At 63.1% G+C, this 25,969-nt stretch carries 24 protein-coding genes and 2 pseudogenes; 12 read left to right on the top strand and 14 right to left on the bottom strand.

What is annotated here, in order from left to right; all coding sequences use genetic code 11:
• Positions 1-129 precede the first annotated feature (129 nt).
• The 3 genes from EJ074_RS03375 to EJ074_RS03365 all read right to left on the bottom strand — a co-directional run bounded on the left by EJ074_RS03375 (position 130) and on the right by EJ074_RS03365 (position 2,462).
• Complete coding sequence (locus EJ074_RS03375) at positions 130-735, bottom strand: transglutaminase-like cysteine peptidase (RefSeq protein WP_095807310.1); 606 nt, start codon at positions 733-735, stop codon at positions 130-132.
• 262 nt (positions 736-997) lie between these two features.
• On the bottom strand, positions 998-1,615 hold the full coding sequence (locus tag EJ074_RS03370) for a PilZ domain-containing protein (protein WP_095807311.1): 618 nt from the start codon (positions 1,613-1,615) through the stop codon (positions 998-1,000).
• A 208-nt stretch (positions 1,616-1,823) separates the two neighbouring features.
• Positions 1,824-2,462: a PAS domain-containing protein gene (locus EJ074_RS03365; RefSeq protein ID WP_095807491.1), complete on the bottom strand. Its 639-nt coding sequence runs from the start codon at positions 2,460-2,462 to the stop codon at positions 1,824-1,826.
• 425 nt (positions 2,463-2,887) lie between these two features.
• On the opposite strand from EJ074_RS03365, the gene EJ074_RS03360 reads away from it, so the two are divergent.
• A complete protein-coding gene (locus EJ074_RS03360) occupies positions 2,888-3,622 on the top strand; it encodes a rhomboid family intramembrane serine protease (protein WP_095807312.1) in 735 nt (244 codons plus the stop codon).
• Positions 3,623-3,839: 217 nt separating this feature from the next.
• Positions 3,840-4,271, top strand: a complete 432-nt coding sequence (locus tag EJ074_RS03355) for a CBS domain-containing protein (RefSeq protein ID WP_095807492.1) — start codon at positions 3,840-3,842, stop codon at positions 4,269-4,271.
• A 176-nt stretch (positions 4,272-4,447) separates the two neighbouring features.
• Here the strand turns inward: EJ074_RS03355 and EJ074_RS30075 are convergent, their stop codons facing one another.
• Both EJ074_RS30075 and EJ074_RS30070 read right to left on the bottom strand, forming a co-directional pair.
• Positions 4,448-4,597, bottom strand: a complete 150-nt coding sequence (locus EJ074_RS30075) for a DUF6455 family protein (protein WP_245454790.1) — start codon at positions 4,595-4,597, stop codon at positions 4,448-4,450.
• Positions 4,594-4,755, bottom strand: coding sequence for a hypothetical protein (locus EJ074_RS30070; protein WP_245420410.1), 162 nt, complete (start codon positions 4,753-4,755; stop codon positions 4,594-4,596). Before EJ074_RS30070 ends, EJ074_RS30075 begins: the two co-directional genes overlap by 4 nt.
• 100 nt (positions 4,756-4,855) lie before the next feature.
• Between EJ074_RS30070 and gatB the strand changes: the two genes are divergently transcribed.
• A complete protein-coding gene (gene gatB, locus EJ074_RS03345) occupies positions 4,856-6,358 on the top strand; it encodes an Asp-tRNA(Asn)/Glu-tRNA(Gln) amidotransferase subunit GatB (RefSeq protein WP_095807313.1) in 1,503 nt (500 codons plus the stop codon).
• A gap of 1 nt (position 6,359) precedes the next feature.
• A complete protein-coding gene (locus EJ074_RS03340; protein WP_095807314.1) occupies positions 6,360-6,848 on the top strand; it encodes a GNAT family N-acetyltransferase in 489 nt (162 codons plus the stop codon).
• A gap of 35 nt (positions 6,849-6,883) precedes the next feature.
• Here the strand turns inward: EJ074_RS03340 and panC are convergent, their stop codons facing one another.
• Positions 6,884-7,735, bottom strand: a complete 852-nt coding sequence (gene panC / locus EJ074_RS03335) for a pantoate--beta-alanine ligase (RefSeq protein ID WP_095807315.1) — start codon at positions 7,733-7,735, stop codon at positions 6,884-6,886.
• A complete protein-coding gene (panB, locus tag EJ074_RS03330) occupies positions 7,732-8,568 on the bottom strand; it encodes a 3-methyl-2-oxobutanoate hydroxymethyltransferase (RefSeq protein WP_095807316.1) in 837 nt (278 codons plus the stop codon). Before panB ends, panC begins: the two co-directional genes overlap by 4 nt.
• A 226-nt stretch (positions 8,569-8,794) precedes the next feature.
• Between panB and EJ074_RS03325 the strand changes: the two genes are divergently transcribed.
• The 3 genes and pseudogenes from EJ074_RS03325 to EJ074_RS03315 all read left to right on the top strand — a co-directional run bounded on the left by EJ074_RS03325 (position 8,795) and on the right by EJ074_RS03315 (position 10,537).
• Positions 8,795-9,193: an NADH:ubiquinone oxidoreductase subunit NDUFA12 gene (locus EJ074_RS03325; protein ID WP_095807317.1), complete on the top strand. Its 399-nt coding sequence runs from the start codon at positions 8,795-8,797 to the stop codon at positions 9,191-9,193.
• 289 nt (positions 9,194-9,482) lie between these two features.
• A pseudogene (locus EJ074_RS03320) lies at positions 9,483-9,932 on the top strand (DUF2155 domain-containing protein); the annotation flags it as partial.
• A gap of 218 nt (positions 9,933-10,150) precedes the next feature.
• Positions 10,151-10,537, top strand: coding sequence for a hypothetical protein (locus EJ074_RS03315; RefSeq protein WP_095807493.1), 387 nt, complete (start codon positions 10,151-10,153; stop codon positions 10,535-10,537).
• Positions 10,538-10,548: 11 nt separating this feature from the next.
• On the opposite strand, the gene aat is transcribed toward EJ074_RS03315, so the two are convergent.
• The 6 genes from aat to EJ074_RS03285 all read right to left on the bottom strand — a co-directional run bounded on the left by aat (position 10,549) and on the right by EJ074_RS03285 (position 15,883).
• Entirely contained in the window at positions 10,549-11,166 is a 618-nt protein-coding gene (aat, locus tag EJ074_RS03310) for a leucyl/phenylalanyl-tRNA--protein transferase (RefSeq protein WP_095807318.1), read from the bottom strand.
• A gap of 12 nt (positions 11,167-11,178) precedes the next feature.
• Complete coding sequence (accC, locus tag EJ074_RS03305) at positions 11,179-12,522, bottom strand: acetyl-CoA carboxylase biotin carboxylase subunit (RefSeq protein ID WP_095807319.1); 1,344 nt, start codon at positions 12,520-12,522, stop codon at positions 11,179-11,181.
• Positions 12,523-12,541: 19 nt separating this feature from the next.
• Positions 12,542-13,015 carry an acetyl-CoA carboxylase biotin carboxyl carrier protein gene (gene accB, locus EJ074_RS03300; RefSeq protein WP_095807320.1) on the bottom strand — a complete coding sequence of 158 codons (474 nt, stop codon included), beginning with the start codon at positions 13,013-13,015 and terminating at the stop codon, positions 12,542-12,544.
• Between the two features lie 26 nt (positions 13,016-13,041).
• Positions 13,042-13,476: a type II 3-dehydroquinate dehydratase gene (gene aroQ, locus EJ074_RS03295; protein WP_095807321.1), complete on the bottom strand. Its 435-nt coding sequence runs from the start codon at positions 13,474-13,476 to the stop codon at positions 13,042-13,044.
• Between the two features lie 135 nt (positions 13,477-13,611).
• A complete protein-coding gene (locus EJ074_RS03290; RefSeq protein ID WP_095807322.1) occupies positions 13,612-14,415 on the bottom strand; it encodes a DsbA family protein in 804 nt (267 codons plus the stop codon).
• A 58-nt stretch (positions 14,416-14,473) separates the two neighbouring features.
• Positions 14,474-15,883: a M48 family metalloprotease gene (locus tag EJ074_RS03285; protein ID WP_095807323.1), complete on the bottom strand. Its 1,410-nt coding sequence runs from the start codon at positions 15,881-15,883 to the stop codon at positions 14,474-14,476.
• Between the two features lie 190 nt (positions 15,884-16,073).
• On the opposite strand from EJ074_RS03285, the gene EJ074_RS03280 reads away from it, so the two are divergent.
• Together EJ074_RS03280 and EJ074_RS03275 are read left to right on the top strand one after the other, a co-directional pair.
• Complete coding sequence (locus EJ074_RS03280; protein ID WP_095807324.1) at positions 16,074-17,222, top strand: aminotransferase class I/II-fold pyridoxal phosphate-dependent enzyme; 1,149 nt, start codon at positions 16,074-16,076, stop codon at positions 17,220-17,222.
• 10 nt (positions 17,223-17,232) lie between these two features.
• Positions 17,233-18,161, top strand: a pseudogene (locus EJ074_RS03275) (glutaminase).
• A gap of 121 nt (positions 18,162-18,282) precedes the next feature.
• Here the strand turns inward: EJ074_RS03275 and EJ074_RS03270 are convergent.
• The gene (locus tag EJ074_RS03270) at positions 18,283-21,228 is read right to left on the bottom strand and encodes a ribonuclease E/G (protein ID WP_129552771.1); all 2,946 of its coding nucleotides are present in this window, start codon (positions 21,226-21,228) and stop codon (positions 18,283-18,285) included.
• A 92-nt stretch (positions 21,229-21,320) separates the two neighbouring features.
• Here EJ074_RS03270 and EJ074_RS29530 point away from each other — a divergent pair, with 92 nt between their 5' ends.
• From EJ074_RS29530 to EJ074_RS03260, 3 genes are all read left to right on the top strand, one after another.
• Positions 21,321-21,458, top strand: a complete 138-nt coding sequence (locus EJ074_RS29530) for a hypothetical protein (RefSeq protein WP_165349842.1) — start codon at positions 21,321-21,323, stop codon at positions 21,456-21,458.
• A 416-nt stretch (positions 21,459-21,874) separates the two neighbouring features.
• A complete protein-coding gene (locus EJ074_RS03265) occupies positions 21,875-23,131 on the top strand; it encodes an N-acetylmuramoyl-L-alanine amidase (protein WP_095807327.1) in 1,257 nt (418 codons plus the stop codon).
• 318 nt (positions 23,132-23,449) lie between these two features.
• Positions 23,450-25,906, top strand: a complete 2,457-nt coding sequence (locus EJ074_RS03260) for a penicillin-binding protein 1A (RefSeq protein WP_095807328.1) — start codon at positions 23,450-23,452, stop codon at positions 25,904-25,906.
• Positions 25,907-25,969: the final 63 nt, after the last annotated feature.

The raw sequence follows: 25,969 nt of genomic DNA, 5'->3' as shown, positions 1-25,969 counted from the left end.
CCGTTCATTGTCGGTCCGGCGCACCCTCGGGAAGAAAAGCGGAGCCGGCCCGGGGACAGGGCCGGCTCCTAAAACCCGGTCGTTGGGGACGGGGAGGGTGGGAACTCGACCGGGCTTTTTCGTCGCACCCTAGCGAACGCTGGCGACGGCATCCTCGCGGCCGTCGTTGATCGTGACCCAAACGCCCGAATTCTCGGTCGATTGACGTTTGAGATAGGTGTAGACGGTGTTGTTCCAGGCCAGCACCTTGGGCTCGAGATTGTCGAGCACGAACTCGCCGAGGCTGGTGCGCATCGTCAGCACCGCGTGTCCGTCGCCATTCGGCTGGCGCACCACCGTCATCAGCAGGTCGCCGGCGGGGACACCGGCAGCCATCAGTTCGCGGCGCTTCTCCAGCGCATAGTCCTCGCAGTCGCCAAAGCCATTGTCGGGATAGGCCCAGTATTCCTCGACGCCGTAGATCTCCATATCCGTGCGCGGCTTGACCCGGGTGTTGACGGAATTGTTGACGCTGATCATCGTCGCCCACAGCTTGCGCGTCAGCTCGACCGGCGGCCCCTTCGCGGTCCTTTCGTTGCATTCGGCAGGAATGCGCCGGCAGAATTCATAGTGTCCCACCGGTTGAGTCGTGCGGCCACCCGTATGCATGAAAACCGGTCCTGCGCTTGCCGTCCCCCAGGCGAAAAGCTGCATCGCCATTGCCAAGAGCAACAGCTTGCCCCTCGTCATTCTCATTCTGGTAGTCTCCCCGTTTGAGAAGACTGTGCCACGATGGGATTTATTTGACGCAAAGACCCGAAGTAGACATTGAGTAAAACGCCGGTCTAATAAGCATAAAAATTGACCGATCTTGATGCGAAATCATTGAGACCTGGTCCCGCCGGGCTTGGCCGCAGACGCGGTCGGCGCAAGCGCAGAAGCTGCAGATTTGTCCTGAATGACGCAACAAAAAACCGGCCGATTGCGGCCGGTTGGGTTCTGCCCGGTTGCGTTCGCGTCAGGCGCGCGGCGTGTTGAATTCGGAGTCCAGTGTTTCAGGCCGCTGGATGACCGCGAACTCGATGGCGACGCCATCCTCGAAATGACGCACCACCTGGCCGCGCATCGTTCCGAGCATCACCTGAACGCCAAGCGCCGGCTTGACGTCGATTTCGATCGCCGCCCCCGACAGCGACAGGTCGATGATGCGGCACTGATATTGGCGACCGTCGGTAAGCTGCAAGACGCTCATCGGATTGCGCGGCGCCACGCGCTCGTGACGGCGGTCTTCCGGCAGATCAAGCTCATGCTTGTTGGCGAGCCAGGTGAGTTGCGCCGCGAGCTTGTCTTTCTTGCGGTCGGAAGCGATGACGGTCATCGCGAAACCGTCCGCCGAAGTGCGCGTGACGATGCCTTCGATGCGCCCGATATGGTCGATATAGGCGATCACCTTCTCGCCAGGCATGCCGATGCGCTCGGTGCGCAAGGCGACATTGCCAGGCGACATGTCGATCACCTGGCAGGGATGCTCCGTGCGGTCTTCCAGCATGAAACGCCCGTAGATCTTCACCCGGACGCGCTGGAAATTGCGCCGTTCAGCCCGGGACGGCGCGTAATCTACCGCCGCTGACCTCATGTCTGATTACACCCCGTTGGCATTCCTCACGAGCTTGTGAGGATTCTCCCCCGAAAACTACAGCCAAGCAGGTTAACAAACGGAAAAGCCGGCCACGATCGACTTAACGTCAGGGCCGCGGATGGCCTTCCGGGGCTGACCTGAAATATGCCTTCGAACTGGACGCGATCTGGTCTCCTCCGGGGCATCGCTGCGGGTTGCGACTGCCCTATTCCTCCCGGCCTCCGTCGAGCACGACGAGGTGGCGGATTCGGCGCGCCCGGCCAAGCGCCGAGATGGTTTCGGGAACATCGAAATCCGATGGCACGAGCGAAGGCACCTCGATTGCCGGCCGGTTTTTCAGGAACATCGGTTCCTTGTCGGGATCGATGACCCGGATCGAATCGATCAGGGCATCGCCGAGCGGGTCCGCGCCCAGCCAGAAGGGCCGTTCCGCAGCGCTGACGATCCCGAGGCAGCGCGGGTTCTCGACGCCGCCGTCGAGAGGCAGAGCAAGCAGCTCGAATTTGTTGGAGCGACCATTTCTGCTGAATCCTTCGTAGGTTAGCAGCAGGGCGGTCTTCTGGTCGAAGACGCCGTGGATGAGCCGCGACACCAGCCGCTGATCCTTGTCGCGCCATAGTGAAGGAAAGGAAAATCCCTTGAGCTCGCGACCGTAACAGGCGCAAAGCCTGGTGCCGGCGAGCCGGAACACGGCTTCGCCTCGAGTGTCGCGCTCCAGGATGAATGTATCGGCCAGAAGCGACTTGATGTCCGCCGGCTCCACTTCCGAACGTTTCGGGGCAGGGCGGCCATCACGCAGCTGGTTCCAATATTGGAACAGCGTGATTGATCCGTTCTGATTCATATCCATTCCGCTCCGCGCAATCTGTCTCTTTGCTGTCCCATCGGCGAACAGACAGGGCGCCCTCCGATGACCTTCATGCGGTGCGGAGCAGGATGCGTGCCAGTATCGTTAACGCTTGTTCACGGGTCGGGGCGGTTAAGGTTAACAAGTGGTTTACATTGCATGCCAATGGGCCGTGTGGCACACCAAAACCACTCCAAAAACGGTCGTCCTGGCGACGATCGGCAGCACTTCAGTCGAGATTTTCGGGGATAGGGGACTCGACCGGCCGTTCAGGGGAAACCCTGGACGGCTTTCTTTTGATTCGCATCGTTTACGATTCGGCCCCCTTCGACTCAGGGCTGTGGCGATTCGCGGTTTGTGATTCGATCCGCTCTGATCTAGATGCTCGGCCAGAATCGAGCTCCAACCGACTGCCACGGCGCATGAGCGAACCTGCCAGCCCTCCCGAAATCGAACCGCAGCCAGCCGAGGTCCCTGAACCGCGTCGCGAGCCGGTGTTCAACCTGCCTGCGACGGTGCTGGCCGTGATCGGGATCTGCGTTGCTGTCCATCTGGTTCGGGTCTATCTGCTCACCGACGACCAGGATTTTGACCTGCTCGTTCGCGCGGCCTTCATTCCGATCCGCTATTCCGGTCGCTTCGACCTCGACTTCTATGCCTTTTCCAGCCCGTTCACTTATGCCTTCCTGCATGGCAGTTGGGCGCATCTCTTGATCAACATGGTCTGGCTGGCGGCCTTCGGGTCGCCACTGGCGAACCGGTTCGGCGCGTTTCGGTTTGCGCTCTTCTTCGCAGCGACAGGCCTTGCCTCGGTGGCCTTGTTCTGGGGGCTGCATCCGCTTGGCCAGACGCCGCTTGTCGGCGCGTCCGGCGCTATCTCCGGCATGATGGGAGCGGCCGCCCGCTACGGCTTCCGCATCGACCGCTCGAGCGGCAAGGCAGCCTTCGCCGGCGAGCCGTTGCCGATTGCCATCGTGCTGCGCTCGCGCGGTGTCATGACCTTTCTGGGCGTCTGGATGGTGATCAATCTCGCCACAGGCCTGCTCGGCTTTGCACCGGGGATCGAGGGCCAGATCGCTTGGGAAGCCCACATTGGCGGCTTCGTTGCCGGCTTTTTCGGTCTGCGTTTTTTCGACCGTCCGCCGCCGGCGCGTTAACGCCGTAGCGCACTTGAAATGCAGCCGATCACGGCGCACGATACTGCCATGCGTGTCGCCCGAAAGCGCCAGCGGTTTTGGGAGAGCGACATGCATCAAAACAATGAGCTTGGAGCGCGCCACGGCGCGCTTTAAGCCGCCCGGCGCCTTCCCAAGGGCGCTGGAGCTGAAACGCTGGTCACGGCAGGAGCCGGCGAGCAAGGCAGTGGAGGACGCCATGACGGTTAAGGCAATTCTCGAACACAAGGGCCATGACGTGCTGACGCTCGGGCCCAACGAAAAGCTGAGCGAAGCCATTCGCATGCTCGCCGAACACAGGATCGGTGCATTGGTCATCACCAATGGCGACCGCAAGATCGTCGGCATTCTTTCAGAGCGCGACATCGTGCGCGTACTCGCCAGGGAAGGGAAGGGCGCGCTCGACATTGCAGTGCGTTCGGCCATGACGCCGAAGGTCAAGATCTGCAACGAGAGCCACACGGTCAATGAGGTCATGGAGATCATGACGAAAGGCCGCTTCCGTCATCTACCGGTGGAAAAGGACGGCCAGCTCGACGGCATTGTTTCGATCGGCGACGTGGTCAAACGGCGCATCGAGGACGTCGAGCGCGAGGCCGAGGAGATCCGGGCCTACATCGCCACAGCCTAAAGCGCTGAAACGGATTCAGGCGACGCGCTTTAAGTCTTTGTTTTTATGCATGTCGTTGCCGGAGCCGCTGCACACTTCTGGGCGGCATGCACTGGCTGCGGCCAGGATGCTTTATTGTACCAGCCCGCCGTCCGGGGATATGCGCTGGCGCGGGCCGGCTGCCTTCTGAGCCGCAATCAAATCGGCGTTGCGGCAATAGTCGGGGGGGGAGAGTCTGCTTGTTCTTGGCTGTCGAGCCATGTCGCGCATTCGGCCTGATGGCCGCAGGCGTGACAGCGGTCGGCAGCGCGATTGGTAACGGCAACTTGGTCCGCGACGACCGTCAACTGCCGGTCGACGCCCCATCTACTGCATCATTCGATCCATCAATGATGGCTCTGACGTCGGTGGGAAGCAGATAACCCAGAAAATTCATGTCCGTCGCTCTCCTTGCCTTGTCGTCAGTTTCGCCAAGGCGACAGCGGCATGCCTTGATCTCGGTCAAGAGACGACTCCCTTGCCAGCCCGGGCCGATTGATCTAGCGAACGGGTGACAGGCCGCGCCGCAAGAAGCGCGGCAATTCGGACACGAGACCTGGACCACCATGAGCATCATCGATACCCGCACGCCCGACGCAAAACGCCTGATCCCCGGCGCCACCGGCGACTGGGAAGTAATCATTGGCCTCGAAGTGCATGCGCAGGTGACGTCGGAAGCCAAGCTGTTCTCCGGAGCATCGACTTCTTTCGGCGCGGCGCCCAACGCCAATGTCAGTCTCGTCGACGCCGCAATGCCGGGCATGCTTCCGGTTATCAACGAGGAATGCGTCAGGCAGGCGATCCGTACCGGCCTCGGGCTGAAGGCCACGATCCACCACAAGTCGGTGTTCGACCGGAAGAACTATTTCTATCCGGACCTGCCGCAGGGCTATCAGATCTCGCAGTACAAGCAGCCGATCGTCGGCGAAGGCAAGGTGATCGTCTCCGTCGGACCGGACCGGCAGGGCGAGTTCGAGGACATCGAGGTCGGCATCGAGCGCCTGCATCTCGAGCAGGACGCTGGCAAATCGATGCACGACCAGCACCCGACCATGTCCTATGTCGACCTCAATCGGTCGGGCGTTGCCCTGATGGAGATCGTCTCGAAGCCGGACATTCGTTCCGCCGACGAGGCGAAAGCCTATGTCACCAAGCTGCGAACCATCATGCGCTATCTCGGTACTTGCGACGGCAATATGGACGAAGGCTCGCTGCGCGCCGACGTCAATGTCTCTGTGCGCCGGCCCGGCGGTGCGTTCGGCACGCGCTGCGAGATCAAGAATGTCAACTCGATCCGCTTCATCGGCCAGGCCATCGAATCCGAGGCACGCCGGCAGATCGCCATCCTGGAAGACGGTGGATCAATCGAGCAGGAGACGCGCCTGTTCGATCCCAACAAGGGCGAGACGCGCTCGATGCGGTCCAAGGAAGAGGCGCATGACTACCGCTATTTCCCGGACCCCGACCTGCTCCCGCTGGAATTCGACGAAGCTTATGTCGAAGACCTGGCCCGACACTTGCCGGAATTGCCGGACGACAAGAAGGCGCGGCTGATCGGCTCTCTCGGCCTGTCGACCTACGACGCCTCGGTGCTGGTGTCGGAGAAGCCGATCGCCGATTATTTCGAGAAGGTGGCGGCCGGACGCGACGGCAAGCTTGCCGCCAACTGGGTCATCAACGACTTGCTGGGCGCTCTCAACAAAGCCGGCAAAGACATTGAAGATGCTCCGGTTTCTCCGGATCAGCTCGGCGCCGTTATCGACTTGATCAAGGAAGGTACGATCTCCGGCAAGATCGCCAAGGACCTGTTCGAGATCGTCTGGACCGAAGGCGGCGACCCGCGCCAACTCGTCGAAAGCCGCGGCATGAAGCAGGTGACCGACACCGGCGCCATCGAGAAGGCCGTCGACGATGTCATCGCCGCCAATCCGGACAAGGCCGAGCAGGCGCGCGCCAAGCCCACCATGGCCGGCTGGTTCGTCGGCCAGGTGATGAAAGCGACTGGCGGCAAGGCGAACCCGCAGGCGGTGAACGAGTTGGTCAAGACCAAGCTCGGCATTGAGGGCTAGCATGTTCGTGCGGACGGCCAGTGAACGCGATCTCGCCGCCGTCCGTGCACTGCTGGTAGAAACCTGGCACGCCACCTATGATGCCATCTACGGCGCCCAGCGGGTCACCGAAATCACCGATGACTGGCATTCGATCGCCTCGCTTCAGGCGCGGCTGATGCGTCCCAATTCGGAATTTCTGCTGGCCGACGACGGCAGCCGGATCGGCGGCATGGCTTTCGCTTCGGCCACCACCGATCCGAAGATCGTTCTGCTGCACCAACTCTATGTGCACCCGGATTGCCAGCGGCAGGGCATCGGCCGCTTATTGCTCGACGAGGTCGAGCTAAGCTTCCCGCAAGCACGGACAATACGCGTGGAAGTCGAGGAGGCGAATGCTTCGGCCATCGCTTTCTACGAGGCGAGCGGCTTCCAACCCGCGGGCAAAACTGCCGACTGCGGCGGCGGTTCAGGCATGCCCGCGCTCGTACTGGAGAAGCGGCTGGGCTAGAGAGCCGGAGGCTGGGCGAGGTCGCGCAGCGCCGATCAGGCGGAGAGGATCTCTACATTGTCGATCAGCCTGGTGGTTCCGAGCCAGGCTGCTGCAAGCAGGCGGCCCTCGCGTTCACGACGCCAGGGAGCAAGCGTCACCGCCTCCCGCGCCGCGACGTAGTCGACCTTTCGGAAACCGGCCGTGATTAGGGCATCCGTAGCGTCACCCGTGGCGTCCGTCTCCTCAGCGCCGGCGGCAAGTGCCGCCGCGGTCTGCCGCAGAACCGCATTGAGCTTGCGCGCGACGTTGAGTTCGGCCTCGTTGAGATAGGCGTTGCGCGACGACATCGCGAGACCCTGGGCGTCGCGCACCGTCGGTCCGCCGATGATCTCAACCGGCAGATCAAGATCGCGGCAAAGCTGCCGCACGACGCAAAGCTGCTGGTAGTCTTTCTCGCCGAACACAGCGCAATCGGGCGCCGCCTGCAGGAAAAGCTTGGTCACTACCGTCGTAACACCATCGAAGAAGGCCGGCCTGAAATCGGTTTCCAGGCCCGACGAGGGGCCCCCGACCGAAATCTTGGTAGCGAAGCCGGCCGGGTACATTTCCGCCACGCCCGGCGTGAACGCGAGATGCACGCCCGCGTCTCGCAGTTGGTCGAGATCGCGGGCCAGTTGGCGCGGATATTTGTCCAGATCCTCGGTCGGCGCGAACTGGGCGGGATTGACGAAGATCGAGACCACACAGCGCTCGGCGCGTTGAAGCGCAATCCTGACCAGCGAAATGTGGCCCTCGTGCAAGGCGCCCATGGTCGGCACCATGGCAATCCGCACTCCGTCCCGCCGCCAATCCCGGATCTGCGTGCGAAGCGCCGCAATGCTGTCGACGACGATCGGTCCGCTCATGCCTTATCCTTGTCTGATGCAGAAAAGACGTGATCCGATCCGGGAAATGCGCGGCTGCGCACGTCGGCTGCATAGCGAGACGCCGCATCCGAAATGACATCCCGCAGGTTTGCATACTCCTTGACGAACGTCGGCACGCGGTCGACCGTCGTGCCGATCATGTCGTCGATGACCAGGATCTGGCCGTCGCAATCGCGGCTGGCGCCGATGCCGATGGTCGGGATCGAGATATGGCGGGAGAGATCGGAGGCTACGGCCTCCACCGTGCCCTCGATCACGACCGCGAAGGCGCCGGCCTTCTCCACCGCTTCGGCATCGCGGAATAGGGCGGCGATGTTTTCCCCGGTTCGGCCCTTGATCCTGTAGCCGCCATCCTTTTCCACCGATTGCGGCAGCAAGCCGATATGCCCCATCACCGGGATGCCGTCGGCGACGATCGCGGCGATCTGTCCGGCCATCTCGACCCCGCCCTCCAGCTTGACCGCCTGACATCCGGTTTCGCGGGCGATGCGCCTTGCCGCGGCTACGGCCTCAGCCACCGAGCTCTCGTAGCTGCCCGCCGGCATGTCGACCACGACGCAGGCCCTGGCCGAGCCGCGCATCACCGCTTGTCCGTGCGCGATCATCAGGTCAAGCGAGGCGCCGAGTGTCGTGGCATGGCCATGCAGCACCATGGCAACGCTGTCGCCGACCAAGAGCAGATCGACATGCGGGTCCAGCATGCGGGCGATCGGATAGGTGTAGGCGGTGAGGCAGACGATCGGCACGCCGCCCTTGCGGCGGCGTATGTCTTCAGCGCCGATCCGGCTGCTGGTGGACCGTTCTGGGGCCAATCCTCACCTCCCTCAATCGGCATGGGGCCGGTGCCCGCTTGCGGGCGAGCGAGCTTTAGGAAGACGGGCAGCGCTTGGCAAGCCGGGTTGCGTACCGGCCGCGAATCTGTATCGATTTAGCGCACGGAGCATTTACATCGCCGCCGGGGCAAGCCCCCTTGCCTTCGCGGTGACCTGACGCCATAAGCAGGAAACAGGCGCAGCCGCTGCCGCCACGAGGATCTGGATGAAAACTTTCCTGCTGCAGTTTTTCACCTGGTGGAACAGCCAGACGCTGGGCACGCGCTTCCATACCTGGCGTTTCGGCAAGAAGGTCGGCGAGGACGAGGCCGGCAACGTCTACTATGAAGGCGGCATCGACTCGGAAGGCCGTACCCGCCGCTGGGTCATCTACCGCGACTATTCAGAAGCCTCAAAGATCCCTCCAGGCTGGCATGGCTGGATTCATCATCGCGTCAGTGTGCCGCCTTCGAGCGATGAATACCGCGCGCGCGAGTGGCAGAAGCCGCATCAGCCGAACCTGACCGGAACTCCTGCTGCCTATCGCCCCAAGGGCTCCGTGCTGACCAACCAGCACCGCCCGCAGGTGACGGGCGACTACGACGCCTGGACGCCGGGATCCTAATCCGCACCTGTTTCGGGTCCTTTGTCGCCACAATTGACGTTTAGCTGCTTGCCGACAGCGCTGCCATGACTAGCCTTGGCGATTGACAGAATCACCCGGGCGCAACCACCGGTGTCCTCGCATGAGCTTTCTGAAGCAATTCCAGGAAAAGTGCGTAGCGGTTTTCCGTCCGGAATTGCGCCAAAACCAGGCTGAGCAATTCCAGGAAAAGTGCGTAGCGGTTTTCCGTCCGGGATTGCGCTCAGAGGCACTGTGCCGAATCTCGACAGGACTGATCGCGGCAGCGACCATTCTGACCACATCAACGGTGGTCTTCAGCGCCCCCCAGACGCCCGCGGCGCCCTTGGCCGCCGACCGCATCACCAATCCGGTGGCCGAATTCGCCGGCATCGACAAGATCACCGGCCGCATCATCACCTTCGACGTCTATATTGACGAGACCGTGCAGTTCGGCGCCCTGCAGGTGACGCCGCGCGTCTGCTATTCGCGCCCGGAAACCGAGCAGCCGAAGACCGATTCCTTCGTCGAGGTCGATGAGATCACGCTCGACCGCAAGATCCGCCGCATCTTCACCGGCTGGATGTTCGCGGAGAGCCCTGGCCTCAACGCTGTCGAGCATGCCGTCTATGACGTCTGGCTGAAGGGCTGCAAGCAGAAGTCGGATGTGCCGCCGCCGACAGCGGCCAAAGCTGAGACAGCCAAGCCCGATACGGCCAAGCCGAAGACCGAAGCCGCCAAGCCGAAGCCGCCAGCGCAGGAGCAGCCGGCGGAAGCTGCGCCCGAACCCGGCGTAGCCCTAGACGGCGACACGGGCACCGGCGATGCGAACACCGGCGATACCAACTCGGGCGATATCAATACGGGCGAGCCCGACAGCACCGACACCAACTGATCATTTCGGAACTTGCCCGCCTGTGGTCCGTTCCAATCGGGCGACAGGCGTTGAAGGAGACCGCGATGAGCAAGACAAAGCTGATCACCGTCAACAAGCAAGAAATCCTCGAGCTCGAGAAAGGTTTCTGGACCGGCGGTTCGGACTTCTACGAGGCGAACGCCGACAGCGAGTGTCTGGTCGCCTTTCCGGGGATGGCGCAGGCGTTGACCAATTCCGAATTGGCCAAGACGGCAAGCAAACCAAAGCGCTGGCGCGATCTCGACATCAGATTGAAGGGCATGGTCGAACCAGGCAGCGACATTGTCATGCTGACCTATGAGGCCCGCGCGACGCGGGAGAATGGCGAACCCTATGCCGCTCTGGTCAGCACCGGCTATGTCCACCGCGTCAATGGCTGGAAGATGATGTTTCATGCGCAGACGCCGATGGAGTCGTCCAGCGACGACTGACTGCTCCGCCCTCAGGGAAAGAACACGGCCTCGCCCTTCAATGCTTCGGTCAGCATCTTCTCATACTGGCCGCGTGCCACGTCGACGGCGCCGAAGCGCTTCAGGTGCTCAGTGGTGAACTGGGTGTCCAGCAGAGCGAAGCCGCGCGCCTTCAGCCGCTCCACCAGATAATAGAGGCAGGTCTTCGAGGCGTCGGTTTCCCTGGCGAACATGCTTTCGCCGAAGAAGACGCGGCCGAGCGAGACGCCGTAGAGCCCGCCGACCAGACGCTCCTCGCGCCATGCCTCGACGGAATGGCAATGGCCCAGCCGGTGGAGCTCGACATAGGCTTCGCGGATCGGCCCGTTGATCCATGTCGAGCGGCGCTCCTCGCGCCTTTCGGCGCAACCGTCGATCGTCGCCTCGAAATCGAAATCGTAGCGGATGTCGAATGGGTGCTTGCGGATCGTCTTCTTCAGGCTTCGCGGCGTATGGAATCCATCGAGCGGGATGATGCCGCGCGTCTCCGGCCTTACCCAGAACACCTCCGGATCGGTCGCGCTCTCGGCCATCGGGAAGACCCCCGAGGCATAGGCTTTCAACAGCAAGTCGGTCGGGATGCGATAGCCGGGTGCGTAGGGACGGGTCATCGCATCCCCGTGCTATGCATCCTTGGCCAGATATTTTTCCAGCCAGTGGATGTCGTAATCGCCATTGGCGATGTCCGGGTTGCCGACGAGGTCGCGGAACAGCGGCAGCGTCGTCTTGATCCCGTCGACGACGAACTCGTCGAGCGCGCGGCGCAGCCGCATCATGCATTCGACCCGGTTGCGGCCATGCACGATCAGCTTGCCGATCAGGCTGTCGTAGTAGGGCGGGATCCGGTAGCCGGAATAGACGCCGGAATCGACGCGGATGCCGAGGCCGCCGGGCGTATGGAAGTGCGTGATCGTGCCGGGCGAGGGCGTGAAGGTGCGGGGATCCTCGGCGTTGATGCGGCACTCGATGGCGTGGCCGTTGAACTTGATGTCCTCCTGCCGCACCGACAGCCCGCCGCCCGAGGCGACGCGGATCTGCTCGTGGACGAGGTCAATGCCTGTGATTGCTTCCGTCACCGGATGCTCCACCTGCAGGCGAGTATTCATCTCGATGAAATAGAATTCGCCATTCTCGTAGAGAAATTCAATGGTGCCGGCGCCGGAATAGCCAAGATCGGCAATCGCCGTGGCGCAGATTCCACCGATGCGCGAGCGCTCCTCCGCATTGAGCGCGGGCGAGTTGGCCTCCTCCCACACCTTCTGGTGGCGACGCTGCAGCGAGCAGTCGCGCTCGCCGAAATGCACGCCCCGCCCGGCGCCGTCGCCGAACACCTGCAACTCGATGTGGCGCGGCTTTTCAAGATATTTCTCGATGTACACCGCGTCGTCGCCGAAGGCGGCACCAGCTTCGGACTTCGCCGTCTGCAGCGCGATCTCGAGGTCGGCTTCCGTGCGCGCCACCTTCATGCCGCGGCCGCCGCCGCCGGCCGACGCCTTGATGATCACGGGGTAGCCGATCTCGGCCGCGACGCGTTTTGCTTCCTTGTCATCGCTGATCGCGCCGTCAGAACCAGGCACGACCGGAATGCCGAGGCGCTTTGCCGTTCGCTTGGCTTCGATCTTGTCGCCCATGACGCGGATGTGGTCGCCCGACGGGCCGATGAAGGTGATGTTGTGGGCAGCCAGAATATCGGAGAACTTGGCGTTTTCCGACAGGAAGCCGTAGCCCGGATGCACTGCGTCGGCGCCGGTGATCTCGCAGGCGGCGACGATCTGGTGGATGTTGAGATAGCTTTCGCGCGACGGCGGCGGGCCGATGCAGACGCTCTCGTCGGCGAGCCGCACATGCATGGCATCGGCATCCGCCGTGGAATGGACCACCACCGTCTGGATGCCGAGTTCCTTGCAGGCGCGCAGCACCCGCAGGGCGATTTCGCCGCGATTGGCGATGAGGATCTTCTGGAACATCTGCCCGCTGTTCCCGGCTCTACTCGATGACCACGAGCGGCATGCCGTATTCTACCGGCTGGGCATCCTCGATCAGGATCGCCGTCACCGTGCCGGCGCGCGGCGAGGGGATCTGGTTCATCGTCTTCATCGCTTCGATGATGAGCAGCGTCTGGCCTTCCTTGACCTTCTGGCCGATCTCGATGAACGCCTTTGCGTCGGGCGAGGGCGCCAGATAGGCGGTGCCGACCATAGGCGAAGGCACGGCGTTCTTGCCGGGATCGGCAGCCGCTGCGCCGACCGGGCCCGCTGCCGGCTGCGCCGCCGCAGCCGCCATCGGGGCCGCGGCAACCGGCATCGGAGCTGCGACCGCATGAACGGCCTGGGCCTGGCGCGACACGCGCACCTTCAGGTCGCCGAGCTCGACTTCGATCTCGGTCAGGTTGGTGTCGTTCAGTATGCCCGCCAGATCGCGGATCAGCTGCTGGTCAACACCATTCTTCTTTATCGACATGTTCGAGCCTTCTGTTTGGGGGCCGGTCACAGGCGTGCCGCCAGCGCTTGCAGCGCGAGCGTGTAGCCGAGCGGCCCGAACCCGCAGATCATGCCGACGGCGACCGGCGAGATCATGGAAACGTGGCGAAAAGCTTCCCGCGCGTGAATATTGGAAAGATGGACTTCGGCGACCGGCAGCGGCGCGACGGCGCGAATGGCGTCGTGGATGGCAATCGAGGTGTGGCTGTAGGCGCCGGGGTTGATGACGATACCGGCAGCCTTGTCACCGGCCTCCTGGACCCAGTCGACGAGGTCGCCCTCATGGTTGGACTGGCGGAAATCGATCTCCAGCCCGAGCGCCGCGCCTGCCGCCTTGCAATCTTCGGCGATCGCGGCGAGCGTCTTGCCGCCATAGATCCCCGGCTCGCGCTTGCCGAGCATGTTGAGATTGGGACCGTTCAGGACGAAAATCGTTTTCAAGGATGCCGACCTTCTTCAGCGCCCGCTCCAAGCCGGCGCGCTGGGCCTCTATAATGGGCATAGCCGCCCGCGAAAAGAGCGCAAGTGCGTTCTTTCGCTGTCCACAACTGCCGGAAAACCGCGGCGCGCCGCTGCTCAGAGCGCGCTCTTGGCCTGCTCGATCTTCTCCGCGAGCACCTGCTGCCCGAGCGCGCCGAACACCACTTCGTTGCCGACAACATAGGACGGCGTGCCAGTGATCGACAGCTTGGTGGCGAGGTCGTAGGTCCGCGAGAGCGCTTCGTTGATGCTCGGATCCTTCATCTTCTCGCGCAATTTCGCCTCGTCGGCACCGAGCGACAGCGCCACCTTCATGGCGGTCTGTTCGGTGGCGCGGCCCTGGCCGCCGAGCAGCGCGGTGTGGAACTGGCCGTACTTCTCAGGCATCATCAGATGGAAGGCCATCGAGACGATGCTGGCCTTCTGCGAATCCGGGCTCAGGATCGGGAATTCCTTGAGCACGAAACGCAGGTCGGAATCGGCCTTGGTCAGCGCCTGCATGTCTTCGATGGCGCGTTTGCAGAAGCCGCAATTATAGTCATAGAACTCGACGATCGTGATCTTGCCGTTGGGATTGCCGACGACGCCGTCGAAGGTGGAATTGAAGATCTCGTCCTTGGCGTTCTTGATGACGCCGAGCGCGGCGATCCGCTGTTCTTCCTTCTGCTTGGCCTCGAGCGCGTCCTGCACCTCGAGCAGCACCTCAGGGTTCTTCAACAGATAGTCCCGGATGATCGCTTCGACTTCCTTGCGGTCGATCTTGGTGTCATCGGACGCGACCTGGATGGCTTGTGTGGTGTCGGCCTTGGCGGCCTGCGGGCTTCCTGCCACGAAGCCGAATGCCAGCATGCCGAGCGCTACCGCCACGCCGGCGCTGCCGAGCAGGATTGCCTTGTTCATGATCAGATCCTTCTGCCTGTCCCGTTCAGGGTCTCGTCGCCGCATGCTGCCGGGACTTTCATTTCAGTTTGTTTGATGGCGTGTAGTTTATGATATCCTGCGCACGAAGCCACCTCGGTTCGCCGCGTTTCAACTTCTGTTGAGCGCGCATGGCGAAGATTTTCGCGTTCTTGTAGTCGCCGGAATAAAAATGTCCCTCAGCCGTCGCTAGATCGGCGGCCGATATATCGCCTTGCTCACCATAGGCTTGCGCCAGATAACGATAGGCCTCCGCGTTTTCCTTGTCGCGGCCAATGCCGTTGTTGAGCTGGGTAACGGCCTTCTTCGCCGAATCGGGCGTGCCGACGGCCAGCAGCGCCTGGCCGAGCGAAACCTGCAGCAGCCCGGACCGCGCCGGATCGAGGCTGACTGCCTTGGCATAAGCCTCTGCGGCATCCTTAGGCTTGTTGACCTTCATTAGGATGTCGCCGCGCAACTCCTGAAAATAGGGGTTCTTCGGCTGTTCCTTGATCAGTGCGGCGGTTTTGACCAGCGCCGCGCCAGGATTGCCGTAGAGATAGGTCACCTGTGCATCGCCATAGCGAGAGGCCAGGCTTCCCGGGTACTTGCGCATCAGCCGCGCCACAGCGGCCTGGCCCTGCATGTAGGCCGCGATCTTGATGCGCATCATGTCGTGCCGCTGTTGCAGCGCCGGCGGGTCGACTTTGCCGACATAGGGGCTCTGCTTGACCAGCGCCTCCAGGTTGGCGATGCGCTCCTGCGGTATCGGGTGGCTGATCCGATACGGATCGACCTGCGTGCCGGCCAGCGACAAGGCGCTCTGGAAGCGGGCAAAGGTCTTGAGCATGCCCATCCCGGACTGGCCGGTGGCGTTGAGATAGGTGATTGCCGAGCGGTCGGCGATGATTTCTTCGCCGCGTTGATAGGCGAGGATGCTGCGCTGCGCCATCTCGCCGCTGCCCGCCGCTACGCCCATGCCTGCGCCGGCGAGGCCGCGGCTGTTGGTGGTCGCGCCGGCGACGATGGCGCCGGCGCCGAGCAGTGTGGCGAGGATGGCCATCGTCTTGGCGCGTTCGAGCTGGTCGCGCAGCTTCTGCTGGTGGCCGCCGGCGATGTGGCCGGCCTCGTGCGCGATGACGCCGATGATCTCGTTCGGCGTCTCGGCAGTCATCAGGGCGCCGGTATTGATGAACAGGCGACGGCCAGTGACGAAGGCATTGAAGCTCTGATCGTTGACGAGCACGATGTCGATGCCGTCATTGGCAAGGCCGGCTGCCCTGAAGATCGGCCGGGCATAGTCGCGCACCAGCGCTTCGATTTCGGCATCGCGCACGACGGGGACGCCCTGCGCAAAGGCGTTGGTCGAGCCTGAGATTGCGACGGCGGCGGCAAGCAGCAGTGTCGCAAATGCGCGTGCGGTTCCTACCAGGGTCGATCTGGCTTCGGATGGTCGGGCTCGGCTCAACATGACAGCTCCACTGGTAGACGAGCGGGCGAAGGATGAAAAGTCGGCGCCGGCAACTTCCTGCGCGCTTGTGATCCCCACATCAATCGGGCATTTGTGCGGCGCTTGCGCTGATGCTGGGCGGTCCCGGCACGGTTCGCGGCGGCTTTCCGCCGGAATTGCGACAACAAGGGCAGGGTGGACGAGAGGTCAGATGGTCGTTTCGCTTTCACGCCGCGGCGAGGTCGAGCCGTTCCACGCCATGGATATCCTGGCCGAAGCCAACCGGCTTAAGGCGACGGGCGTGCCGGTGGTGTCGATGGCGGTGGGCCAGCCATCGGACCCGGCGCCGGCCATCGTGCGCGAAGCAGCGGCAGCGGCCCTCAAATATGGCCGCATCGGCTACACCGATGCACTGGGCCTGGCGGAGCTGCGCAGGGCGATCGCCGCGCACTATGGCGAGCATTACGGTATCGATGTCGCCCCGGCCCGCATTGCGGTGACCACAGGCTCGTCGGCCGCCTTCAATCTTGCCTTCCTGGCCATGTTCGATCCCGGTGACCGCGTTGCGATCGCCGCACCCGGCTATCCGGCCTACCGCAACATCATGGCCGCGCTCGGCATCGAGATTGTCGAGATCGAGCTCGGCTCGGACGCCTACCTTCATCCCGGGCACCTGAAGGAGGCGCACAGCGAAAGACCGCTCAAGGGCGTGCTCTTTGCCAGTCCCGCGAACCCGACTGGCGCGGTCATCCCGGGCAAGGTGCTTTCCGCGTTGGTGAAGACGGCCGAGGAGCTCGGCATCGCGGTGATCTCCGACGAAATCTACCACCGGCTGGCCTATGCCGCGCCGGATGTCACGGCCTTGGCCTGTGGCGCCGGTGTGACGGCGATCAATTCCTTCTCGAAATACTATTGCATGACGGGCTGGCGCATCGGCTGGATGGTGCTGCCCGAGGAACTGGTGCGCCCTGTCGAGCGCATCGCTCAGAGCCTCTACATCTCACCGCCGGAACTGTCGCAGCTCGCGGCGATCGAGGCGTTCAAGGCAACGGCGGAGCTGGAAGCGGTGAAGGCGCGCTATGCCTGGAACCGCGATCTTCTGATGAAGCGCCTGCCGGAACTCGGCTTCGCGCTGGCGGCGCCCATGGATGGTGCCTTCTACGCTTTCTGCGACGTCACCCGCCACACCAATGACAGTATGGCCTTTGCCCGCAAGATGCTTGCCGAGGCGCACGTCGCAGCCACGCCCGGTCGCGATTTCGATCCGCTTCAGGGCCATCGCACCATGCGCTTTTCCTATGCCGGCAGCCACGAGGACATGGTCGAGGCGATCGCGCGCATCGAGCGCTGGCTGAAATAGCGGGGACTTCATGCCGGAACTCGAGCAGGCGTTGGCCGAAGTCGCCGCCGAAATGGCGGATCGCACGGATCGCGGCGAGGTCGCCAACTACATTCCTCAGCTCGGCAAGGTCGACCCGAAGAAGTTCGGCATCGCCGTCGTGACCAATGAAGGGCGCGTCCTCGTCGCCGGCGATGCCGATGAGCCCTTTTCGATCCAGAGCGTCTCCAAAGTGTTCACGCTGACGCTGGCGCTCGGCAATGTCGGCGACGCGCTGTGGCAGCGGGTCGGACGCGAACCGTCCGGCAACCCGTTCAATTCGATCGTCCAACTGGAGCACGAGAACGGCATTCCGCGCAATCCGTTCATCAATGCCGGCGCCATCGTCGTTTCCGACATACTGCTCGCCGGTCATCAGCCGCGCGAGGCCATCGGCGAGATTCTGCGCTTCGTCCAGTTCCTCGCCGACGACGACACCATCATCATCGACCGCGAGGTCGCAGCCTCCGAGAGAGCCACCGGCTATCGTAACTTCGCCTTAGCCAACTCATGAAATCCTTCGGCAATCTCCATCACGCGCCGGAGCTGGCGCTCGGCGTCTACTTCCATCACTGCGCCATCGCAATGAGCTGCCGTCAATTGGCGATGGCCGGCCGCTTCCTCGCCAATGGCGGCAGGAACCCGGCGACCGGGCATTCGGTCGTGTCGACCGAGCGCGCACGTCGCATCGGCGCGCTGATGCTGACTTGCGGTCACTATGACGGTTCGGGTGATTTCGCCTTTCGCGTCGGCATTCCCGGAAAGAGCGGCGTCGGCGGCGGCATATTGGGGATCGTGCCGGGCGTGGCGTCGCTGGCGGTGTGGTCGCCAGGCCTCAATGCCAACGGCAATTCGCAGCTCGGCTCGATTGCCTTGGAGAAATTGGCCAGGACGATGAACTGGTCGATCTTCGCACCTTGAGCCTGGAACTCGCGTGTGTCGCAGTGAATTCGTTCAGCGCTGAACCTGAAACCAGACAAAAATCCCGCGCCAGGTGGCGCGGGATTTTTGTTCAGCAGATCAGCCTAATCGTCTGTAACGCTTAGAAAAAGCCCTTGCGCTGCCACCAGCCGGCGCGCTTCGGCTTGTCTTCGGCCTTGGCCTCCTCGCTCACATTCGATGAGACGACGGGAACCGCCGGCGCGTCGATCGACTGGGGCCTGCGCCGGGTCGGATGCGCTGGAGCCTCAGCTTCCGCCGCGGCAGAAGCAGCAAGCACCGGTTCCGGTTCGGCGGCCGCAGGGGCAGGTACTTCAGCGACAGGCTCGGCCACGGCATCGACCACCGCTGCCGCCGCAGCCTTCTTTGCCCTCGGGGCGCGGCGCAGCTTCTTCGTTTTGTCCGCGTCGGGCGCATCGTCATTGGCTGGCGCCGGAGTTGCCGCCTGTTCGGCGGAGGCTGCGACCTTGTCGTCCGCCGCCTCGTCCTCGGCGCCTTCCGTCTGATCGCCGGCGACGGCATCGACCGATTCTTCGCCCTGACGATTGCGCTTGCCGCCGCGCTTGCCGCGCCTGCGCTTTTTGCCGGAAGCATCGTCAGCCGCTGCCGCTTCGCCACCGGCTGTCACCTCCGGTGCGGCTTCGGCCTCTACCTCAACCGGGGTGCCGTCGTCTGCCGCCGCGGGCGCTGACACGGCATCCGCATGGGCTGGATGCTCGCGGTCGCGATCCTTGCCGCCACGCCGCCTGCGGCGCCTGCGGCGCTTGCGATCACGGTTGTCCCCGTCCTCGCCGGACCTCTGCTCATGCTGTCCGTGCTGCTGCGGATGACGCGGCTGTTCGGCCTCGGCCGACATCTCGTCTTCCTCGACGACGATCTCGTCCTCGGGCTCTTCCGGCTCGACATAGGTCGGCAGGCTGCGCACCTCGACAAAGCCTTCCGGCTTCTCGGCCACGGCGCCGCGGAAAATCGCGTAGTGCTGGGATCCCAGGGTTTCGTCTGCTTCGAGCGTGATGGTCAAACCGAAGCGGGCTTCGAGTTCGACGAGATTGGCTCGCTTGTGGTTGAGCACATAGAGCGCGGTCGCCGCCGGGGTGCGCACGGTAATGTGGCTGCGCGAATCCTTGAGCAGGAATTCCTCGATCGCCCTCACCACCATCAGCGCTACCGAGGAATCGGAGCGGACATGGCCGGTGCCGCCGCAATGCGGACAGGGCTTCATGGTCGATTCCAGCACGCTGGCGCGGATGCGCTGGCGCGACATCTCCATCAGGCCGAAATGCGAGATGCGGCCGACCTGGATGCGTGCGCGGTCGTTCTTGAGGTGGTCCTTCAGGCGCTTCTCGACGGACCGGTTGTTGCGGTTCTCCTCCATGTCGATGAAATCGATGACGATCAGGCCGGCGAGGTCGCGCAACCTGAGTTGCCGCGCGACTTCCTCGGCGGCCTCCAGATTGGTGTGGAGCGCGGTGTCTTCGATCGAATGCTCCTTGGTGGAGCGGCCGGAGTTGACGTCGATCGAAACCAGCGCCTCGGTCTGGTTGATGATGATGTAGCCGCCGCTCTTCAGCGTCACCTGCGGCTGCAGCATGCGATCGAGTTGCGCCTCGATACCGTTGCGCACGAAGATCGGGGTGGTGTCGCGGAAGGGCTGAACCACCTTGGCGTGGCTCGGCATCAGCATGCGCATGAAGTCCTTGGCCTCGCGATAGCCGTCCTCGCCGGAGACCAGGATCTCGTCGATATCCTTGTTGTAAAGGTCGCGGACCGAGCGCTTGATCAGGCTTCCTTCCTCATAGACCAGGGCAGGGGCCGTCGACTGCAGTGTCAGGTTGCGGACGTTCTCCCACAGCCGCATCAGATATTCATAGTCGCGCTTGATCTCGGCCTTGGTGCGGCTTTCGCCAGCGGTGCGCAGGATCACGCCCATGCCCTGCGGCACGTCGAGATCGGCGACAACTTCCTTCAATCGCTTGCGGTCCTGCGCATTGGTGATCTTGCGCGAGATGCCGCCGCCGCGCGCCGTGTTCGGCATCAGCACCGAATAGCGGCCGGCGAGCGAAAGGTAGGTGGTAAGCGCCGCGCCCTTGTTGCCGCGCTCTTCCTTTACGACCTGCACCAGCAGGATCTGCCGGCGCTTGATGACTTCCTGGATCTTGTACTGGCGGCGAACCGGCTTGCGGCGGTTGCGCACCTCTTCCAGAGCGTCCTCGGCGCCAACGGATTCGATCTCGTGCTCGTCCGAATGCGAGGACTGGACCTCTTCGACCATGCCGCGATCGTTGTCGCTGGAGGCGGCTTCGTCGGCAGGAGCGGTTTCGGTGGCGGACTCGGCCTGCGGCACCGCTTCGGAAATCACGTCGGCATCGACGCTGGCCGCAATGGAGGTTGGGCCGCGCTCGGAAGACTCCTCATCCCCGCTTTCGGGACTGACGTCCGTCTCTGCGGTCGCGACAGGTTCGGCGCCGGTGCTGTCCTGTTCATCGGCCGCCTCGGCCGCGGCTTCGACAAGCGAAGAGCCTTCTTCGGTGATTTCCGTCAGGGCATCGCCAGCGTCGCCGCCCTCGCTGACGGTCTCAGCGCTTGCCGGCGTTGTTTCTTCGGCACTTTCGCTGGATTCGTCGGAACCGGCGGCAGCATCGCGCTTTTGCTCGCCGCGATCACGGTTCCTGCCGCCGCGCCGGCGGTTGCGGCGGCCGCCGCGGTCGCGCGCCTGCTGCTCTTCGCCGCTCTCGGCTTCCTCGTCGTCTTCGTCCTCGGCCTCCTGCGCTTCGGCACGCAGCAAGGCCTGACGGTCGGCGACCGGGATCTGGTAATAGTCCGGGTGAATTTCACTGAAGGCAAGAAACCCGTGACGGTTGCCGCCATATTCGACAAAGGCTGCCTGGAGGGAAGGTTCGACGCGGGTTACGCGGGCGAGGTAGATATTTCCTTTGAGCTGCTTCTTGTCCTGGGATTCAAAGTCGAATTCTTCGATGCGGTTACCGCGAACGACAACAACGCGTGTTTCCTCCGGGTGGGAGGCGTCTATCAGCATCTTGTTGGGCATTATTTCGTTTCCTCCCGGCAGCCAACAGCCGCAGCTGGCGAGGCAGGCCCCGCCGCTGTGCGCCTGGATTTTTATGGTCGCCGGACAATTGAATGTCTGCCGGCCGCTGCTTCGACGCAATGGCGGTGCCGCCCGCAGCCACTATGGCGCGGTTCGATGCGGACCTTTCCATGATTGCGCTTGAAGCCATCGGCACCCAGCAGAACCTATTGAACCAAAGCCCGGGTTAAGCCGGACCAGCTTGTTTGCTCACACGAGCCGGCGCGGGACATCCCGGGCCGTTTTCCTCACGCAAGCGATTCCCCCGCCACGGGAGCACGCCTGCGAAAATCGTCGCGACCAACTGAAGCCCGGAAGCGAAGGAGCCGCCTTAGCATCTTGCCTGTGACAGGAAACCAGGGGGCGGGTTGGTTCCAGGATTGCAGTGATCCAATGTCGCTTTTATGATTTGGCGGGGTGGAAGGCAACCCCGATTTCGGCTGCCGGCAAAATGCGCTTCCGCTGCGGAAGGTTGCCCTCCAGCGTGCGAGAAAAGGGTTGGTTAACCTTCTCTGGATACCAATTGTTAATCGAGTTGTCTGCCTGAGACGGCGCATCTCCGAAACGATCCGGCGCAAGGCGCCAAAGCGGGAGCGACTGCAAAGAGATGGGACCGTCAGGCACCGCAAACAAGTGGCGTGGCGCTGTCAGGCACCTCCCGCACCTGGCATGGCTGCTTTTCCTGCTGACGACGCTGCTTGGTCTTGCAGATGTCTCACGAGCCGATGCCTTGCTTGCCGCAACCAGCTACAAGATGGCGGGCGATGCCACCAAGATGCGCATCGTGGTAGCTTTCGACCGCGAGCCCGAAGTCAAATGGTTCCTGCTGCGCGGGCCCAATCGCCTCGTCATCGACCTGCCACGGACGCGCTTCGCCGTCATCGCCAAGGACACCAGGCCGCGCGGGCTGGTGCGGGCCGTGCGCTACGGCGACCAGGGACAGGGCTCGCGGCTGATCCTGACTGGCAAGGGGCCGTTTGCGGTCGACAAGCTCGACGTGCTCAAGAATGACGAGGGCAGCGGCTATCGCATCGCCATCGACATGTCGGCTGCCTCGGAGCGGGAATTCGACGAAGCCTTGGCCAACCAGTCGTTGACGACCGGTTCGACCGTTTCCACCGACAAGGGCGCCAGGGTCGGCACAGGGCCGGTCTCCGCGCCTGGCCACCGTTTCACGATCGTCATCGATCCCGGCCATGGTGGCGTGGACGGCGGCGCGGAAAGCGCCGGCGGCACAGTCGAGAAGAACGTCACGCTCGCCTTCGCCACCGAGTTGCGCGACAAGCTCGCCGCGGTCGGGAGCTACGACGTGTTCATGACGCGCGACAAGGACGAGTACCTGACGCTGGACGATCGGGTGCGCATCGCCCGCCAGCACGAGGCCGACCTGCTGATCTCGATCCACGCCGATACCATCAACGTCCGTGGCATCCGTGGCGCCACCGTCTATACGCTGTCGGACAAAGCCTCCGACCCGGAAGCGCAGGCGCTGGCCGATCGCGAAAATCTGTCGGACCAGTTCGCAGGCTTGGTGATCAAGGACGACAACAAGGAAGTCACGGACATTCTGATCGACCTGATCCGCCGCGAGACCCACAGCTTCTCGATGAGCTTTGCCCACACTTTGGTCGGGCAGTTGTCGACCAGCGTCGGTCTCATCAACAATCCGCAACGCTCGGCCGGCTTCAAGGTGCTCAAGGCGCCCGACGTACCTTCGGTGCTGGTCGAACTCGGCTACCTCTCCAACACCAAGGACGAGGCGCAACTCCTGAGTGCGGACTGGCGCGGCAAGGCGGCACAGAGCATAACCAACGCCGTCGCTCTCTTTGCCGCCGCCAAGACTGGTACGCAGACGGGTGGCTGAAGGCGCCGCCATCGGCTACAACCACTAGAGCGCGTCGCGTTGAAACGGATCCAGGCGACGCGCTTCAGGTCTTTGTTCTTATGCACTGTCGTTTTCGCAAACCGCTGCACGGTTTTACGCGACATGCAGTAGCGGCGTTGCACGACCACAACAGCGAGCGCTATTATTTCGCAGACCGAGACCCGAAATTTCGCGTTGCCGTATTTTGTCCACATGGTCGCGACATGGGTTTTCCATTGCGGATTGGGACCGCCCCGGGAAGCTTGCGTGGCAGGTGGCTTCGTTTAGGAAAATCCCGAACCACGGACTGGAGCGGGCATGATTCGTCTCATCGGCTATTTCTTCGGCATCGGCACGACGCTCGCCCTGCTGGTCGCGGCTGGCCTGGCCATCTACATCGGCCATCTGGCGAAGGATCTGCCCGACTATGAGGTGCTGGCCAAATACGAACCGCCGGTGACCACGCGCATCCATGCGTCCGATGGCTCGCTGATGGCCGAGTATGCGCGCGAGCGGCGTCTTTATCTGCCGATTCAGGCAATTCCGGATCGCGTCAAGGCCGCCTTCATGTCGGCCGAGGACAAGAACTTCTACAACCACCCCGGGATCGACGTCACCGGCCTCGGCCGTGCCATCATCGTCAACCTCCAGAATTTCGGTTCCGGCCGGCGACAAGTGGGCGCCTCCACGATCACCCAGCAGGTCGCCAAGAACTTTCTGCTGACCTCCGACCAGACCTACGAGCGCAAGATCAAGGAGATGATCCTGGCCTTCCGCATCGAGCAGGCCTATTCGAAGGACCGCATCCTCGAGCTCTATCTCAACGAGATCTTCTTCGGCTTCGGCGCCTACGGCGTCGCCGGTGCCGCGCTCACCTATTTCGACAAGTCGGTCAACGAGCTCACCGTTGCCGAAGCCGCCTATCTCGCTTCGCTGCCCAAGGGTCCCAACAACTATCATCCCTTCAAGCATGCCGATCGAGCCATCGAGCGCCGCAACTGGGTCATCGACCAGATGGTCGAGAACGGTTACGTCACTCGCGAGGAAGGCGACAAGGCCAAGGCCGAGCCGCTTGGCGTGACGCCGCGCCGCAACGGCTCCTACCTGTTCGCGGGCGAGTATTTCACCGAGGAGGTGCGCCGCCAGATCATCGCCCGCTACGGCGAGAACGCCCTTTACGAAGGCGGCCTTTCGGTGCGTACCACGCTCGATCCGAAGATCCAGCTCATCGCCCGCAAGGCGATGCAGAACGGCCTGCTGAAATACGACACGCTGCGCGGTTATCGCGGGCCGGTGACCCATATCGACATCTCCGGCGACTGGGGCGTGCCGCTTGGCAATGTCAAGGGGCTGGAAGACGTGCCCGAATGGAGGCTGGCGGTGGTGCTCGACAGCTCCGCCGAGGGCCTGACCATCGGCATCCAGCCGGCGCGCCAGGTCTCGGGCGAACTCGTCAAGGAGCGCGTCGAGGGCACAGTCAGCAAGGAAGACATGGGCTTTGCCATGCGCCACATCGTCAACGGCAAGTCCGTCAGGGCGAAATCGCCCGCGGAAGTGCTTGAGCCCGGCGATGTCGTCTTCGTGCAGAAGAACGAAGGCTCCGACAATGCCTACAGCCTGCGCCAGGTGCCCGAGGTCGAAGGCGGCCTGGTTGCCATGGACCCGCATACCGGCCGAGTCCTGGCCATGGTCGGAGGCTTCTCCTATGCGCAGTCGGAATTCAACCGCGCGACCCAGGCGATGCGTCAGCCCGGCTCGTCATTCAAGCCGATCGTCTATTCGGCGGCGCTCGACAATGGCTACACCCCGGCTTCGGTGATCATGGACGGTCCGATCACCATCCAGAGCGGCAACACGACATGGACCCCGAAGAACTATGACGGTACGGCGGCCGGCCCCGCCACCCTGCGCTCCGGCATCGAGAAGTCGCGCAACCTGATGACCGTGCGGCTTGCCAACGACATGGGCATGAAGCTGGTCGTGGAATATGCCGAACGTTTCGGCGTCTACGACCATCTGGCGCCATATCTGCCGATGGCGCTGGGGTCAGGCGAAACGACGGTCATGCGCATGGTTTCGGCCTATTCGATCATGGCCAATGGCGGCAAATCAATCAAACCGTCGCTGATCGACCGCATCCAGGACCGCTACGGCAAGACCGTGTTCAAGCAGGACGAGCGCGGCTGCGAAGGCTGCAATGCCAGCGAATGGAAGAACCAGCCCGAACCTGAACTGGTGGACAATTCCGAGCAGGTGCTCGACCCGATGACGGCCTACCAGATCACCTCCATGATGGAAGGCGTGGTGCAGCGCGGCACCGGCGCCACCATCGCCGAGCTCGGCCGTCACATCGCTGGCAAGACCGGCACCACCAACGACGAGAAGGATGCCTGGTTCATCGGCTTCACGCCGAACCTCGTCGTCGGTCTGTACATGGGCTACGACAACCCGCGCGGCCTCGGCAAGGGCGCCACGGGCGGCGGCCTGGCGGCGCCGATCTTCAAGGATTTCATGCGCGTGGCGCTCGACGGCACGCCGAATGTCGACTTCCAGGTACCGGAAGGCATGAAGATGATCGCCATCAACCGCAAGACTGGCATGCGCGCGGCCGAGGGCGATCCCAACACCATCATCGAGGCGTTCAAGCCTGGCACCGGCCCGGCCGACAGCTATTGGGTCATCGGCATGGGCGCGGACGGCTCCAACGGCTCCGGCGGAGCGCTGTCGCCGCAGGCCAACCAGGCCATCCAGGACGGCGGCGGCGGCCTCTACTGAGGCACGGCGCCCAAACGGGTGCGGCGGTCCTGGGACGACGGGAAACAAAGACGTAAAGCGCGT

The organism is Mesorhizobium sp. M3A.F.Ca.ET.080.04.2.1, from assembly GCF_003952525.1.
Taxonomy (GTDB): Bacteria; Pseudomonadota; Alphaproteobacteria; order Rhizobiales; family Rhizobiaceae; genus Mesorhizobium.
The sequence above is the reverse complement of the archived record's forward strand: the minus strand, read 5'-3'. Positions and strand labels throughout refer to the sequence as shown.

What these genes read in the sequence shown, in the direction of transcription:
- aat (WP_095807318.1), bottom strand. Translation starts at nt 11,166, where the DNA reads ATGACCCGTCCCTACGCACCCGGCTATCGCATCCCGACCGACTTGCTG.
- accC (WP_095807319.1), bottom strand. Translation starts at nt 12,522, where the DNA reads ATGTTCCAGAAGATCCTCATCGCCAATCGCGGCGAAATCGCCCTGCGG.
- EJ074_RS03280 (WP_095807324.1), top strand. Translation starts at nt 16,074, where the DNA reads ATGGTCGTTTCGCTTTCACGCCGCGGCGAGGTCGAGCCGTTCCACGCC.
- EJ074_RS29530 (WP_165349842.1), top strand. Translation starts at nt 21,321, where the DNA reads ATGTCTGCCGGCCGCTGCTTCGACGCAATGGCGGTGCCGCCCGCAGCC.
- EJ074_RS03370 (WP_095807311.1), bottom strand. Translation starts at nt 1,615, where the DNA reads ATGAGGTCAGCGGCGGTAGATTACGCGCCGTCCCGGGCTGAACGGCGC.
- EJ074_RS03315 (WP_095807493.1), top strand. Translation starts at nt 10,151, where the DNA reads ATGAGCAAGACAAAGCTGATCACCGTCAACAAGCAAGAAATCCTCGAG.
- gatB (WP_095807313.1), top strand. Translation starts at nt 4,856, where the DNA reads ATGAGCATCATCGATACCCGCACGCCCGACGCAAAACGCCTGATCCCC.
- EJ074_RS03355 (WP_095807492.1), top strand. Translation starts at nt 3,840, where the DNA reads ATGACGGTTAAGGCAATTCTCGAACACAAGGGCCATGACGTGCTGACG.
- EJ074_RS03365 (WP_095807491.1), bottom strand. Translation starts at nt 2,462, where the DNA reads ATGAATCAGAACGGATCAATCACGCTGTTCCAATATTGGAACCAGCTG.
- EJ074_RS03375 (WP_095807310.1), bottom strand. Translation starts at nt 735, where the DNA reads ATGAGAATGACGAGGGGCAAGCTGTTGCTCTTGGCAATGGCGATGCAG.
- EJ074_RS03265 (WP_095807327.1), top strand. Translation starts at nt 21,875, where the DNA reads ATGGGACCGTCAGGCACCGCAAACAAGTGGCGTGGCGCTGTCAGGCAC.
- EJ074_RS03290 (WP_095807322.1), bottom strand. Translation starts at nt 14,415, where the DNA reads ATGAACAAGGCAATCCTGCTCGGCAGCGCCGGCGTGGCGGTAGCGCTC.
- EJ074_RS03340 (WP_095807314.1), top strand. Translation starts at nt 6,360, where the DNA reads ATGTTCGTGCGGACGGCCAGTGAACGCGATCTCGCCGCCGTCCGTGCA.
- EJ074_RS03360 (WP_095807312.1), top strand. Translation starts at nt 2,888, where the DNA reads ATGAGCGAACCTGCCAGCCCTCCCGAAATCGAACCGCAGCCAGCCGAG.
- EJ074_RS03325 (WP_095807317.1), top strand. Translation starts at nt 8,795, where the DNA reads ATGAAAACTTTCCTGCTGCAGTTTTTCACCTGGTGGAACAGCCAGACG.
- accB (WP_095807320.1), bottom strand. Translation starts at nt 13,015, where the DNA reads ATGTCGATAAAGAAGAATGGTGTTGACCAGCAGCTGATCCGCGATCTG.
- EJ074_RS03285 (WP_095807323.1), bottom strand. Translation starts at nt 15,883, where the DNA reads ATGTTGAGCCGAGCCCGACCATCCGAAGCCAGATCGACCCTGGTAGGA.
- panC (WP_095807315.1), bottom strand. Translation starts at nt 7,735, where the DNA reads ATGAGCGGACCGATCGTCGTCGACAGCATTGCGGCGCTTCGCACGCAG.
- EJ074_RS03260 (WP_095807328.1), top strand. Translation starts at nt 23,450, where the DNA reads ATGATTCGTCTCATCGGCTATTTCTTCGGCATCGGCACGACGCTCGCC.
- EJ074_RS03270 (WP_129552771.1), bottom strand. Translation starts at nt 21,228, where the DNA reads ATGCCCAACAAGATGCTGATAGACGCCTCCCACCCGGAGGAAACACGC.